11 protein-coding genes are annotated in these 13,997 nt (G+C 72.4%); 7 read left to right on the top strand and 4 right to left on the bottom strand.

The genetic code is table 11. From position 1 onward, the window contains the following. Positions 1 to 36 precede the first annotated feature (36 nt). The 3 genes from BJ979_RS14225 (at position 37) to BJ979_RS14215 (ending at position 3,412) form a co-directional block, all read left to right on the top strand. On the top strand, positions 37 to 1,854 hold the full coding sequence (locus tag BJ979_RS14225) for an ABC transporter ATP-binding protein (RefSeq protein ID WP_343046720.1): 1,818 nt from the start codon (positions 37 to 39) through the stop codon (positions 1,852 to 1,854). Continuing rightward, entirely contained in the window at positions 1,851 to 2,702 is an 852-nt protein-coding gene (locus BJ979_RS14220; RefSeq protein WP_179568863.1) for an energy-coupling factor transporter transmembrane component T, read from the top strand. Before BJ979_RS14225 ends, BJ979_RS14220 begins: the two co-directional genes overlap by 4 nt. 68 nt (positions 2,703 to 2,770) lie before the next feature. Next, on the top strand, positions 2,771 to 3,412 hold the full coding sequence (locus BJ979_RS14215; RefSeq protein WP_179568861.1) for an ECF transporter S component: 642 nt from the start codon (positions 2,771 to 2,773) through the stop codon (positions 3,410 to 3,412). A gap of 226 nt (positions 3,413 to 3,638) precedes the next feature. Here the strand turns inward: BJ979_RS14215 and BJ979_RS14210 are convergent, their stop codons facing one another. The 3 genes from BJ979_RS14210 to BJ979_RS14200 all read right to left on the bottom strand — a co-directional run bounded on the left by BJ979_RS14210 (position 3,639) and on the right by BJ979_RS14200 (position 8,231). Continuing rightward, entirely contained in the window at positions 3,639 to 5,162 is a 1,524-nt protein-coding gene (locus BJ979_RS14210) for an HNH endonuclease signature motif containing protein (protein WP_179568859.1), read from the bottom strand. A 191-nt stretch (positions 5,163 to 5,353) separates the two neighbouring features. Further along, the gene (locus BJ979_RS14205) at positions 5,354 to 7,351 is read right to left on the bottom strand and encodes an FAD-binding monooxygenase (RefSeq protein WP_179568857.1); all 1,998 of its coding nucleotides are present in this window, start codon (positions 7,349 to 7,351) and stop codon (positions 5,354 to 5,356) included. A 199-nt stretch (positions 7,352 to 7,550) separates the two neighbouring features. Next, positions 7,551 to 8,231 (bottom strand): SDR family NAD(P)-dependent oxidoreductase, encoded by a 681-nt coding sequence (locus tag BJ979_RS14200; RefSeq protein WP_179568855.1) that lies wholly within the window; start codon positions 8,229 to 8,231, stop codon positions 7,551 to 7,553. A gap of 101 nt (positions 8,232 to 8,332) precedes the next feature. Here BJ979_RS14200 and BJ979_RS14195 point away from each other — a divergent pair, with 101 nt between their 5' ends. From BJ979_RS14195 to BJ979_RS14180, 4 genes are all read left to right on the top strand, one after another. Beyond that, positions 8,333 to 9,190: a helix-turn-helix domain-containing protein gene (locus tag BJ979_RS14195; protein ID WP_179568853.1), complete on the top strand. Its 858-nt coding sequence runs from the start codon at positions 8,333 to 8,335 to the stop codon at positions 9,188 to 9,190. Positions 9,191 to 9,253: 63 nt separating this feature from the next. Then, complete coding sequence (locus BJ979_RS14190; protein WP_179568851.1) at positions 9,254 to 9,682, top strand: SRPBCC family protein; 429 nt, start codon at positions 9,254 to 9,256, stop codon at positions 9,680 to 9,682. Between the two features lie 260 nt (positions 9,683 to 9,942). After that, positions 9,943 to 11,391 carry an O-acetylhomoserine aminocarboxypropyltransferase/cysteine synthase family protein gene (locus BJ979_RS14185; RefSeq protein ID WP_343046718.1) on the top strand — a complete coding sequence of 483 codons (1,449 nt, stop codon included), beginning with the start codon at positions 9,943 to 9,945 and terminating at the stop codon, positions 11,389 to 11,391. Continuing rightward, the gene (locus BJ979_RS14180; RefSeq protein WP_179568849.1) at positions 11,391 to 12,707 is read left to right on the top strand and encodes an LLM class flavin-dependent oxidoreductase; all 1,317 of its coding nucleotides are present in this window, start codon (positions 11,391 to 11,393) and stop codon (positions 12,705 to 12,707) included. The genes BJ979_RS14185 and BJ979_RS14180 overlap by 1 nt, the downstream gene beginning before the upstream one ends. Before the next feature lie 70 nt (positions 12,708 to 12,777). On the opposite strand, the gene BJ979_RS14175 is transcribed toward BJ979_RS14180, so the two are convergent. Then, a complete protein-coding gene (locus BJ979_RS14175; protein ID WP_179568847.1) occupies positions 12,778 to 13,908 on the bottom strand; it encodes a fatty acid desaturase family protein in 1,131 nt (376 codons plus the stop codon). Positions 13,909 to 13,997 lie beyond the last annotated feature (89 nt).

The following is a 13,997-nucleotide window of genomic DNA, read 5'->3' as shown; positions in this document are numbered from 1 at the left end:
ATTCGAGGTGAGGCAAGCCTTACCTATACTGGGCGCGTGACCACGCCGCCGCATCCGACCGACTCGGTCGACGCGTCGGCGGATGCATCGGCGACGGATCCATTCCCGGCGGAGGTCGCCACGACGGGCGCGCCCCCGCCGCTCGAGGTGCGCGGGCTGCGCATCCGCCACGAGGAGCGCCCGCGCTGGACGCCGGACGGCGTCGACCTCGAGGTGCGCCTCGGCGAGGTCGTGCTGCTGCTCGGCCCCTCCGGCTCGGGCAAGTCGACGCTCGCCTCGGCGCTCAACGGCCTCACGCCGCAGTCGATCCCCGCCGACATGGAGGGCACGGTGCGCGTCGCCGGCATCAGCACCGAGCACGAGCCGGTCGGCCGGCTCAGCGCCCACGTCGCGATGGTGTTCCAGGATCCGGACGCGCAGATCGTGACGGGAACCGTGCTCGACGAGGTCTGCTTCGGGCCCGAGAACCTGCTCGTGCCGGTCGACGAGGTGCTCGCGCGCGCCGAGGAGGCGTTGCGTCACGTCGGGCTGTGGGACCGCCGCGACGAGAACCCCGACCGGCTCTCGGGCGGCGGACGCCAGCGCCTCGCGATCGCCTGCGCACTCGCCCTGCGCGCGCCGCTGATCGTGCTCGACGAGCCGACGGCGAACCTCGATCCCGCCGGCATCGAGGAGGTCTACGCCGCCCTCGCCGCTCTCGTCGCGACCGGCGATCACGCGATCGTGCTGATCGAGCACAACCTCGACGCCGCGATGCAGCTCGTCGACCGGGTGCTCGTGCTGGATGCGCGGGGTCGCGTCGCCGCGTCGGGTCCCGTGCGCGAGGTGCTCGCCGACCGCGCCGCCGAGCTGCACGACCTCGGGGTCTGGCTGCCGGAGTCGACGCTCGCGGCGCTCCGGCTGCGGGCTGCCGGCATCACGCTCGATCCGCTGCCGCTCACGCCGGCGGAGCTGACGGTCGCGCTCGACGCCGTCGAGCTGCCGGAGCCGCGCCCGCTCGCCGGCGACCGCTCGGTCGTTCCGCGCGCGCTGGGCGCCGGCGCACCCGCGCCCCGGGCGGCGTCCGCGCTCGCGCTGGAGGTGCATGACCTGACCCTGACGCGCGGCGGCGTCGAGGTGCTGCGCGGGGTCGACCTCGAGCTCGAGCGCGGCCGCTTCCTCGCGCTCGTCGGCGAGAACGGCGCCGGCAAGACGAGCCTGCTGCAGGCGATCGCGGGCGTCCTCCGCGCGCCGCGGGGGCGCATCCGCGTCGCGGGTCTCGACCCGGCCGCCGCGGATGCGCGGAGTCTGGCCGATCGGGTCGGCTTCGTGTTCCAGAACCCCGAGCACCAGTTCATCCGCGGCACCGTCGCCGAGGAGCTCGCGCACGGACTCGAGCTGCGCCGGGTCGGCGCCGACGAGATCCGAGCGCGGGTGGATGTGATGCTCGCCCGCTTCGACCTGAGCGAGCTGCGAGAGGTGCATCCCTTCCTTCTGTCGGGTGGGCAGAAGCGTCGGCTGTCGGTCGGCACCGCGCTCATCACCGGCGCCGAGATGCTCGCCCTCGACGAGCCGACCTTCGGGCAGGATCGGGCGCGCGCCGCCGAGCTGCTCGGCATCCTCGACGATCTCGTCGCCGACGGCACGACCGTGATCGCGGTGACGCACGACCTGCAGCTCGTTGCGGATCACGCCACGCACACGGCGGTGCTCGCCGGCGGCCGCGTGCTCGCGGCGGGGGAGACCGGGCGCATCCTCGCCGGCGACGACCTGGAGCGGGCGGGTCTGCGGCGTCCTCCGCTCGCGAGCGCGCTGAGCGGGCTGACCCGGCATCCCGCCTGGCGCGGGCTGACGCGGATGGCGGAGCTGCCGTGAGCGCGGGATCGGCGGTCGAGGCGGGCGCGGCGAGCGACGCGACACCGACGACCGCGGCGCGGTTCGACCCCTACGCCTCGGCGCGCGCCGTGTCCCCGCGGCGCTTCCTGCACCACCTCAACCCGCTCGCGACCGTGCTGGGGCCGCTGCCGGCGATGGTGCTGCTGCTCTTCACGCGCTCGATCCCGCAGCCGCTCGCCTTCCTCGCGATCGCGGTGCTGCTGCTCGTCGTCGGCGCGGCCGTCGCGCCGCGCCGCGCGCTGGGCCTGGTCGTCGCGGGGCTCGCGATGGTGGTGCTGCTGACGGTGAGCTTCGGCTTCTGGGCCGACCCACGGCACGCCGCCGGCACGACCGTGCTGCTGCGGATCGGCGACTACCGCCTGCTCGAGGGCTCGCTGCTGACCGGACTCGCGACGGCGCTGCGGCTGACGGCGGTCGTCGCGCTGACGCTGATCGGCGGGCTCACCTCCAGCGGGGTCGATCTCGTGCGGGCGCTCATCCAGCATCTTCGGATGCCGTACCGCATCGGCTACACGGCGCTGGCGGCGTTCCGCTTCGTGCCGCGCTTCCGCTACGAGCTCGACGTGATCCGGGCTGCGCACCGGGTGCGAGGGATGACGGGCGGGCGCGGTCCCGTTGCCGCCGTCCGGCGGCAGCTCGGCTACGTCATCCCGCTGCTCGCCGGAGCGATCCGGCACGCGGAGCGCGTCGCCCACGCCATGGACTCGCGCGCCTTCGGGGCGTTCCGCACCCGCACCGAGCGTCACCGCATCCCGTTCCGGGCGCGCGACGTCGTGTTCATCGTCCTGTTCTGGGTCGCGACCGCCGCGATCCTGCTGCTGCTCTGACCGTGCCGCGCGGGCCGCGTCTGCGCGCCCGCCGGCTTCTCCCGACCGCTCTCGACCCTGGAGTCCCCGTGACCTCGACCACTCCGCCGCCCGCCGCATCCACGCTCGCCGCCCGCCGCAGCCGAGGACGCGTGACGACCGTCTACCTGCTGACCTGCGCCGTGATCGGCGTCGCGGGCGGCATCCTGCTGATCCCGGCGAACTGGGTCTCGACCGTGATGTTCGCGACGGTGCCGTTCGCGAACGCGGCGCTCGGCGGGCTCTGGATCCTGCCGGCCGTCGTCGCGCTGCGGCTGCTGCAGCGACCGGGGGCGGGGCTGCTGGTGGGTCTCATCTCGGGGCTCGTGATCGTGCCGTTCTCGGGCTACGGCTTCACCTCGGTGCTGACGAACCTGTTCTGGGCGTTCTTCCCCGAGGTCGTGTTCCTGGTGGTGGGCTACCGCTTCTGGACGCTCGCGCAGCACTACGCCGGCGCCGTGCTCGTCGGCGTCGCCTACCCGCTGTTCGCGTGGGCTTCGTTCGACCTCGGCTCGTTCCCGATCGGGCTGCAGATCGCCTTCGTCGCCCTGAACATCGCCAGCGGCGTCGCCGCGACGGCGATCGGGCTCGGGATCGCGGCCGGGCTGCGCAAGGCCGGGGTCGCCCGGGCCGCGGCGCGCCGGCCGCGTCCCCGCGTCGACGCGGCCCCGGACGATGCCGCCGCGGTCTGACTTCTCGGCCCACGTGAGCTCGACCGCGCGGCTGATCGCAGCGGAGCTCGGGGCTCACCCGCGCGACTGATCGCGGCGCAGTTCCGGGCTCGATCGCGCGGCTGATCGCAGCGGAGCTCGGGGCTCACCCGCGTTTCGGATGTCGATGGAGCTCGGCGTCGGCGATGTCTGCCGGATCCTGAGCGCCGGCCGGCGGACGACGATTCGTCTGTCTGCACCCGCCCGGTCAGAACGGCGCGGGCTCGTGTTCGAAGTACTCGGCCCGATACACGGGCGCGGATGACGCACTCGGCTGCGTGCCCCACGGTTCGGCGAGCCGGCCGGGTGGATCTGCGGATGCGGACGGATCGGGTGGGTCGGGCGGATCGTCCAGGTCCGGCGACTGGAGCCGGGCGAGGTGGCGGATGGGGTGCCCGAGTGGCACGAAGGCGACCGTTGGTGCTGGTGCGTCTTCGCGGTAGGTGCGGCCGGTCGGGGAGGTCCATTCGAGGATCCCACCGGGGTGTTGTCTCACTCGCCAGGCGGTGAACTGCTTCATCGAGTGGTGGCGCTGGCACAGGTGAGCGAGGTTGGTCAGGGCGGTGGGTCCGCCGAGGGCGGCGTCGATGGTGTGGTCGAGTTCGCAGCGGACCGCCGCGGTGCGGCATCCCGGCCAGTGGCAGTGCTGATCCCGGGCCCGCAGGTGCCGGCGCTGCTCGACGGTGGGGCGGTAGCGGTCGACGGCGACGGTGGTGCCATCAACCGGGTCCGTGAGGACCCGCGTCCACGACGGGGCGTCGCCGGCGAGGTAGCGGGCCGTTCCCGCATCGATGGGCGAGCGCCCGACGAGATCGGCGGGGTTCTCGTCGTCGCCGAGGAGCGTCAGCGCCGAGACGGTCACCTGCACCTGCGCGCGGATCGCCCCCAGCGCGCCAGGCGCATCCCCATTCGCGGTCGGATCAAGCGCGGGCGTCCCGGCGAGCAGCAGGTCGGAGAACACATCCGCGCGGATCTGATCGACCATTCGCCGATCCGATTCACCTGCTGAACCCGCCGCGGCGTCAGCCGTCCCGCGCGGGTCAGCGGCGTCCTGCACGGCGTGCGCCATGCGGGTGAGGCGGTCGAAGATTCCGTCGCCGATCACCGTCGGAACCGTCGCGATCACGTCGCACATCCCATCCCGACCCGGAATCAGTCGAACCGCGCGTTGACGGGCGGCGTCCTCGTGGCGTTCCGTGAAGGTGTGCTCGGTGAGCTTCTCGGCGAAGAGCTCCAATCCCGCCCGCACCCGGTTCGGGGTGTCGAGCAGGCTGCGCTCGATCGCTTCGCGTTCGAACTCCGCCCGACGATCGATCGGAACCACACGCCCCGCGTCGACGATCACAGCGACGTGGCCGCGGGTGATGAAGCCGTGTTCCCATGCCGACAGGGCGGCGGGGTAGAACTCGACGATCTCGCGGGCCTCGCCGATGCGACGCTGGATGGTGCGGTCCGGGGAGCGGAGTACTCCGCCGATCTCGGCCGCGATCGACCGGAGCGCCATGTCGTGGGCGCGCACGTTCGCGGGTGCGCCGGCTGCTTCGGCTTCGGCGAGCTGGCCGGCGCGGGCGAGCATCCGCACCTCCGCGACCTGACCCGCGGTCAGAGTCGCGAGTGCGACCTCCGCCTCACTGACCAGCCGGGCCAGCGTCACTGCGCCGCCGCCGTCGACGGCACCGTCAGCGTTCGGCGTCGCGCCGTCGCTGAGAGGTGTCGTCGTGGGCTTCTCCATACCTGCACAGTGACATCCACCACCGACATCCGACGGAACATCCCCGCGACACAGAACCGCAGATCAGATGCACATTCCACCGACATCTGAGACGGACGTCGAACTCGACCGGTGTCGGCGTCGAGCATCGTCTGACGCGAACGGCCCGGATCGTGCCGCCCACCACCAGGGCGCACGATCCGGGCCGGGTCTCAGTACGCCGCGACGGCCTCGCGCTGCGGCAGCATCAGTCGCGCGAAGAACGCGGCCAGCTCGGCGGTGCCGTCGAGCGGAAGCACCTGCGCGACGTAGTGATCGGGGCGCACGACGACGATCGCGCCGGCCGGGTCGATGCCGCGCTCCGCGAAGATGTCGACCCCGGGCTCGCTGAGTCCGTCGCCGCCCGCGACGCCGGCGTCGCTGCGCAGGGCATGCACCTTCTCGTAGTCGATCAGACCGAAGGGGCCCGAGCGCGGGAGGAAGACCGGCGGCACCGTGGCCAGGTCGACCTCCGTGTGCGGCCGGCGGTAGATCACCTTGACGTCGAAGCGGCTGTCGAGGTCGGCATCCGCGGGGGTGAAGGCGACCACGGGGGAGTCGGGGGATTCCGTGAGCCAGGCGCCGAGAGCGTCGACAGCGGCGGTGTCGCCCGTCGAACCGCCGCCCGCCGCATCCGCGAACACGTAGATGCGCCAGCGTCCGTCGGCGGTGGCGTGGTGGCCGAGGTGCTGCGGCGTGCCGTCGGCGACCCGCTGCACCGGCGCCGAGCGGAAGCGCTTGCCGACCGGGAACCCGGTCGCGAGCGACTGATGATCGGCGGAGCCGGTGATGAGCGACGGCGCGTAGTGCGTCATGAACCCGGCCGGGAACTCCGCGGTCTTGACGTAGAAGTCCTCGAGCTCGGTCGGGTCCTTGAGGTCTTCCGGCTTCGCGGCCATGAGCGTCGACCACTCGCGGTCGAAGTCGATGAGGTTCTGCGCGATCACCTGACGCTCGGCCGAGTAGGTGTCCAGCAGGGCCTCCGACGCGCGGCCCTCGAGCACGTGCCCGAGCTTCCAGGCGATGTTCCAGCCGTCCTGCATCGACACGTTCATGCCCTGCCCGGCCTTCGCGCTGTGCGTGTGGCAGGCATCGCCGGTGATGAACACCCGCGGGGTGCGGGTGCCGACGTGCTCGTGCGCGACGTCGTCGAACTTGTCGGTCAGGCGGTGGCCGACCTCGTAGACGCTGTGCCAGGCGACATCCTTCACGTCGAGCGTGTACGGCGTCAGGATCTCGTTCGCCTTCGCGATGATCTGCTCGATCGTCGTCGCTCGCACGGCCGCGCTGCCGCCCTCGGGCACCTCGCCGAGGTCGACGTACATGCGGAACAGGTGCCCGCCTTCGCGCGGGATGAGCAGGATGCTGCCGCCGGTGTGCGACTGGATGGCGCACTTGAGCCGGATGTCGGGGAAGTCGGTGACGGCCAGCACGTCCATGACGCCCCAGGCGTGGTTGGCGCTCGCTCCCGTGAGCTTGCGGCCGATCGACTCCCGCACGCCGCTGCGGGCGCCGTCGGCGCCGATCACGTACTTGGCGCGCACGGTGCGCTCGGAGCCTTCGCGCGGGCCGGCGGGGTCGGGGGAGTCGGTGGTGTGCCGCAGCGTCACCGTCACCGGGAACTCGGGCAGAGCCTCGCCCGCGCCCGTCACCTCCGCCACCTCGAGCCCGAGGAACTCGAGCCCGTAGTCGGGGGTGATGCGCGCCGGCGCGTTCGCGGCGTACTCGGCGAAGTAGTCGAGCACGCGCGCCTGGTTGACGATGAGGTGCGGGAACTCGCTCACGCCCGCCGGGTCGTCGAGCGGCCGCGCGGTGCGCACGATGTTCTCGGGGTGCTCGACGTCGGGCTTCCAGAAGCACATCTCGCTGATCTGGTAGGCCTCGGCCGTGATGCGCCCGGCGAAGCCGAACGCCTGGAAGGTCTCGACACTGCGGGCCTGGATGCCGTCGGCCTGCCCGATCGCGAGACGGCCGGGGCGGCGCTCGATGATGCGGGTCGTGACGCCGGGGAAGCGCGCGAGCTGGGCGGCGGCGATCATGCCGGCCGGTCCGCTGCCGACGATGAGCACATCCACCTCGTCGGGCAGCTCCGTCGGGCGGTCGACCCCGACGCCCTCGGCGGGCAGCACCCGCGGGTCGCCGGACACGTAGCCGTGGTGGTGGAACTGCATCGGGATGCTCCGCTCTGACGTCGCTGTCGGGTCCGCGACGACGAGAGCGGCGCTGCGGCTAGTTCGATAATCGAACTGGACGTTCGGATATCGAGACGACGGTAACTCGAGGCGTCGACGACGCGCAAGCGGACACGCGCTCTCGCCCGTGTCCGCTGCGCTGTGCGACATGCCCGCCGCGACCGGCCGGCGTGAGCGCTCAGAAGTCGATGCGTCCGAAGCGGTTGTGGAACTCGCCGGTCGGCCCGTCGGCGCCGAGCAGTGCGAGCTTCACCGTCGCATCCGTGCCCTCGGTCACCGTCTGGTGTCCGCCGTGCCGGTTGAAGTCGGTCGCCGTGTAGCCGGGGTCACTGACGTTGACCCGGAACGACGGCAGGTTCTTCGCGTACTGCACGGTCAGCGCGATCGCCGCCGCCTTCGACGCCGCGTAGGGGATCGCGGGAACCGGGAACTCATCGGTGCCCGGCGTGGTCAGGAACTTCGGCCAACCCACGCCCGAGGCGACGTTGACGATGACCGGGTTCGCCGAGCGGCGCAGCAGCGGCAGCGCGGCCTGCGTGACGCGCACGAGGCCGGTCACGTTGGTGTCGAGCACCGCGGCGATCGCGGCGGCATCCAGGTCGTCGACGCCGAAGGAGGTGCCGAGGATGCCGGCGTTGTTGACGAGCACGTCGAGCTCAGGCAGAGAGGCGAGGGCGGCGTCGACGCTCGCCTGATCGGTCACGTCGAGCTGCACGGGGATCGCGCCGAGCTCGCGCACGGCGTTGCCGGAGGCGGTGTCGCGCATACCGGCGTAGACGATGTGGCCGGCCTCGATCAGGCGGCGGGCGGTCTCGAGTCCGAGGGAGCGGTTGGCTCCGGTGATGAGTGTCGTGGTCATGGCTTGAGCCTGCGCCCGCCGGCGGAGTCGATCCAGGCACCCGCTGACGGTGGGAACGGCAGTACCAGGCAGCCGGCCGCCGAGCGGGGCACCATGGACTCATGGACGAGTTCGCGCAGGTGCTGCGCGCCTGGCGCGACCGGGTGCGGCCCGAGGATGCCGGGCTGCCGGCCGGCGCCGGTCGCCGCACGCCGGGCCTGCGGCGCGAGGAGCTCGCTCTGCTCGCCGGGGTGAGCGTCGACTACATCGTGCGCCTCGAACAGGGCCGCGCCACGCATCCCTCGAGCCAGCTGCTCGGCGCCCTCGCCCGAGCCCTGCGTCTCGACGAACGCGAGCGCGACCACCTCTACCGCGCCGCGGGCGCCGCCCCACCCTCCGCGGGCACCGTCCCCGTGCACATCACCCCCGGCGTGCAGCGCATGCTCGACCGCTGCACCGACACCCCGGTCGCCGTGTACTCCGCCACCTGGGATCTGCTGCGCTGGAACGAGCTCTGGGCCGCGCTGCACGGCGACCCGTCGACCCGCGTCGGCATCGAGCGCAACGTCGCCTGGCGCACCTTCGTCGAGCAGGACGACCACGTCACGCACACCCCCGGCGACCAGGAGGCCTTCGCCGCCGACATCGTGGGCGATCTGCGCACCGCCGTCGGGCGCTATCCCGAGGATGCGGGGCTGCGCCGTCTGATCACGCGTCTCAGCGAGGCCTCGCCCGACTTCGCGCGCCGCTGGAGCACCGCGCACGTCGCCGAGCACCGGGTGAGCCGCAAGATCGTGCACGGCTCGGCCGTCGGCGACGTCACGGTCGACTGCGACGTGCTGACCGCGCCCGGCAGCGACCTGCGGCTCGTGCTCTACACGGCGGTGCCGGGCAGCGAGGATGCCGAGAAGCTGCGCCTGCTGCGCGTCGCCGGCACCCAGCGTCTCACCGGCGCCGGCACCGTGTCGACGGCGCACTGAGTCCGCCGCGGCCGGGCGCGGTGCGCACCGGCTTCCCGCAGGTCGGGCGGGCATGATCCGGCCATGCCTGACCCGCACATCCACGTCGCCCAGTTCGTCGCCGCCGACCCCGCCCGCGTCTGGGCGGCCCTGACGACGAGCGACGGTGTCGGATCGTGGTGGTGGTCGCACTGGTCGGGGGTGCGGGTGCGCTTCGACGCGGTCGCCGGTCAGGACTACTCGATCGTCGCGCCGCAGCAGGGCATCCACCTGGTCGGCCGCTTCGAGGAGGTCGAGCCCGAGTCCCGTCTGGTCGTCACCTGGAGCTGGCGGGATGCCGACCGCAGCGATCCCGAGGAACGGGTCGAGATCGCGCTCGCGCCGAGCGGCGACGGGCGCGGCACCGAAGTGATCGTGCAGCACAGCGGTCCCTGGACCAGCGACGCCCCGGGCGAATTGAATCTGCAGGGCTGGACCTTCACGCTCGGTCAGCTCGCCCGCACGCTCGCCTGAGCCGGCCTCCAGCCTCCGGGCGCCGCGGCCCTGCCCGCTCGCCCTGCACTGCTCCGCCCCGCCCCGCCCCGCCCCGCCCCGCCCCGCTCTCGGGGGTCGACCGCACGGCCGGATGACGCCGTGTGACAGGTGTCGCCGACGGTGCGGGTGCGAGCACGTAGTTTGCTCTGAACGGCTCCCACGACGACGCGCGAGCCGACACCACCGGGCCCGCACCGCGCCGACGGCGCGACGGGCATCCCGCACCCGCAAGGAGCACCGTGACGACCGATCGACCGCTGCACGCCGCCGGATCGGGGCTGGGCTTCAGCACGCGGCAGCTGCACGCGGGCGATCACTCCGACGCGCAGCACGGCTCCCGCACGACGCCGATCTTCCTCACCGCGGGCTTCGAGCTCGACGACTTCGACGCCGGCGGCGCGCTCTTCTCGGGCGAGCGCGACGGCTACGTCTACTCCCGCCACGGCAATCCGACCGCCGCCGCCGTCGAGCGCCGCATCGCCGCTCTGGAGGGCGGCGATGACGCGATCCTCGTCGCCAGCGGCCAGGGTGCCGTGGCCGGGGCGCTGCTCGGCCTGCTCAACGCGGGCGACCACCTCGTCGCCTCGGCGAGCATCTACGAGGGCACCCGCGGCCTGCTGGGCGAACACCTCGAGCGCTTCGGCGTCACCATCAGCTACGTCACCGCGCCGCACGATCCGGCGGCGTGGGAGGCCGCGATCACGCCGCACACGCGCGTGCTGTTCGGCGAGAGCATCCCGAACCCCAAGAACGACGTGCTCGACATCGCCGCGATCGCCGAGGTCGGCCACCGGCACGGCGTGCCGCTCGTCGTCGACAACACCCTCGCCACGCCCTACCTGGTGCGCCCGCTCGAGCACGGCGCGGATGTGGTGGTGCACTCGGCGAGCAAGTTCCTGGCCGGGCACGGCTCGGTGCTCGGCGGCTTCATCGTCACCGGCCACGGCTTCGACTGGGGAACGGGTTCCTACCCGCAGCTGAGCGAGCAGCGCGGACCCGACGGCCGCACCGCCGTCGAGCGGCACGGCGACCAGGCCTACGTGCGCTACCTGCGCGAGCTCGTCGTGCCGCGCTTCGGCGCGGTGCCCTCGCCGCTGCACGCCTTCCTCATCCAGCAGGGCATCGAGACCCTCTCGCTGCGGGTGCAGCGGCAGTCGGCGTCGGCGCTGGCGGTCGCGCGCTTCCTCGCGGCGCAGCCCGAGGTCGCGAGCGTCGACTACGCGGGGCTCGACTCGAGCCCGCACCACGCCGTCGCCGAGCGCTACTTCTCGGCCGGCTACGGCTCGGTGTTCGCGATCACGCTCGCCGGCGGACGCCCCGCCGCCCGCGCGCTCTACGACGCGCTCGAGATCTTCACCCGCATGACGCACCTCGGCGACGTACGCTCGCTCATCCTGCATCCCTCGACCACGACGCACGTGCTGCGCACCGACGCCGAGAAGCGCCAGGCCGGCATCGGCGAGGGGCTGCTGCGGCTGTCGATCGGCCTCGAGGACGTCGACGACCTCGTCGCCGACCTGGAGCGCGGGCTCGCCGCGATCCGGGCGCTCGGCGCGATCCTCCCGGCGGATGACGCCGACGGCGCCGGGTTCCCGCCCGACGCCGCCGACCCGACCTCCTCGGCGCGCCGCGCCGCCGAACCCGACCCGCGCATCGCCGCGCTCGACCGGATCGCGGAGGCCGTCTGATGGCCAAGCAGCAGCACTTCGGCTGGTTCCTCTCGCGCGGCTTCGGCCCGCACGGCTGGGGCAAGCCCTACTGGGACTGGGACTACGACTGGCGTCGCCCCGATCTCTACCAGCAGTCCGTGCGCACCCTCGAGCAGGCCGGGCTCGACCTGGTGATCATCGAGGACGCGCTCTCGGCGGGCTTCCCCGAGACGCTCGACCTGCGCATCCGCGGGGCCTACGGCGCGCCGAAGCACGACCCGGTCGCGCTCACCCCGTACCTGCTGAACGCGACGCAGCACCTCGGCATCGTGCCGACCGTCAACGTCGCCAGCTGGCTGCCCTACGTCGCCGCACGCCAGTTCGCGAGCCTGCACCACCTCAGCGATCACCGCGTCGGCATCAACGTCGTGACCGACACGGGCAGCGCCCGGCACCTCGGGCTCGAGCCGGTGCCGCACGATCGCGCCTACGACCGCGCCGACGAGTGGATCAGCGGCATCCGCGAGCTCTGGCACAGCTGGGGCGAGGGGGCCGTCGTCGCGGACGCCTCGACGGGCCGGTACGCGGATGCGAGCCGCATCACCGCGACGCAGCACGAGGGCGAGTTCTTCCGCTTCGAGGGCCCGCTCAACGCGGTGCCCTTCGAGCTCAGCGACCCGGCCATCGTCTCGCCCGGCGGCTCGCCCCGCGGCATCGACTTCGCGGGCAAGCACTCCGACGTGCAGCTCGCGCTCGCCTCGCTCGACGTGAACAGCATCCGCGCCTATGCCGAGAAGGTGCGTGCGGCCGCCGCCGTCTACGGGCGCGAGCGCGACATCCGCACCCTGTTCGTGTTCAAACCGCAGATCGTCGGCAGCCGCGAGGAGGCCGATCGGATCGTCGCCGCCTCGGCCGATCCGGACGAGGGGCAGCTGCGCGACATCGCGCTCGGCTGGTCGTCCGACTCGGAGACCGACCTGACGGCGCTCGACCTCGACCGTCCGCTCGACGAGGGCGTCTTCGGCCAGCACGTCTCGCGCGGCACGATCAAGGGACTGCTCGGCCGCTTCGACGACTTCGCCGAGCAGCCGCTGCGCCAGGTGCTCGCCCAGCATGCCCGTCTCGGTCGGGTCTCGAGCCGCGAGGGCTACGTCGGCACCGCCGACGAGATCGCCGACTTCATCGAGGAGCTCGGCGACGACGGCACCGCCGACGGCTTCATCTTCTCGGGCGACCTGCATCCGGTCACGATCCACCGCACCCTGGATGAGCTGGTGCCGATCCTGCGTCGGCGCGGCGTGCTGCGCCGCGACTACGGCCAGGGCGGCGTCGTCGGCAACCTGCGCGACTTCTGACCCGCGGGCCGAGATCAGAACCGGCGAGGCCCGGCCAGGAGACCGAGCCCCGTCGGAGGGATCGCCCGGGTCAGGCCCGGCGGTACTGGGCGAGCATGGGGCACTCGAAGGGGTCGCGCGCGGCGAGGCCGACGCGGTTGAGGTAGGCGATCACGATCGCGTATGACTGGCCGAGGCTCGTCTCCGTGTAGGGCACGGCGAGTTCGGCGCACTTCTCCTGCACCAGCTGGCGCGCGCTCGACAGGTGCGGGCGGGCCATGCTCGGGAAGAGGTGGTGCTCGATCTGGTAGTTGAGGCCGCCCATGAGCGCCGTCGCCCACCAGCCGCCGCGGATGTTGCGCGAGGTGCGCACCTGCTTGGTGAAGAAGTCGAGACGCGCATCCTTCGCGATCACGGCCATGCCCTTGTGGTTCGGGGCGAAGGAGGCGCCCATGTAGACGCCGAAGACGGCGAGCTGCACGCCGACGAAGGCGAAGGCCATGCCGAGCGGCAGCAGCAGGAAGACCGGCACGAGCACGATCGCGAAGCGCGCGGCGATCATGCCGAGCTCGAACCAGCGCGACTTGACGCTGCCGCGCGAGAAGAGGTGGCGCAAGCTCATCCAGTGCAGGTTGACGCCCTCGAGCGTCAGCAGCGGGAAGAACAGCCAGCCCTGGAAGCGCGTGATGACGGCGATCAGACCCCGGGCCTGCACCGCGTCTTCTTCGAGGAACGAGATCGTGTCCTTCGCGACATCCGGGTCCTTGTCGACGCGGTTCGGGTTCGCGTGGTGTCGGGTGTGCTTCGCCTCCCACCAGGAGTAGCTCATGCCGACGGTCGCCGCGAGGATGCGCGCCAGCAGGTCGTTCGCCGGGCCGCGCGTGAGCACCTGCTTGTGCCCGGCCTCGTGCGCGACGAAGGCGATCTGCGTGAAGACGATGCCGAGCGCGCCCGCGATGAGCAGTTGCAGCCAGCTCTCACCGAGCAGGATGAAGCCGGTCACGCAGCCGCCGAGCGCGAGCAGCAGCACGACGCCGAGGATCGAGTAGAAGCCGACGGCACGGCGCAGCAGGTCGAGTCGACGCACCTCGGCCGACAGCTCGGTGTAGGCCTTCGCGACCGGCGGGAACGTCTCGCTCGTCGCGCGGGTGAACCGCACCGGACCCAGCGAATCGGCGCGACCGCCGTCGGACCCGGGTACGAGAGTAGAGAGAAGCGACATGGCGACCCCGATGTTCGGTCCGCCTTCCGGCGGCTGAAGCCAAGGGCAGCTGCCGTTCGCTGACTTCACAGTAGGTCACGCGCCTGTGT

The sequence above is a fragment of the Schumannella luteola genome, from assembly GCF_013408685.1.
GTDB lineage: Bacteria > Actinomycetota > Actinomycetes > Actinomycetales > Microbacteriaceae > Schumannella > Schumannella luteola.
The sequence above is the reverse complement of the archived record's forward strand: the minus strand, read 5'-3'. Positions and strand labels throughout refer to the sequence as shown.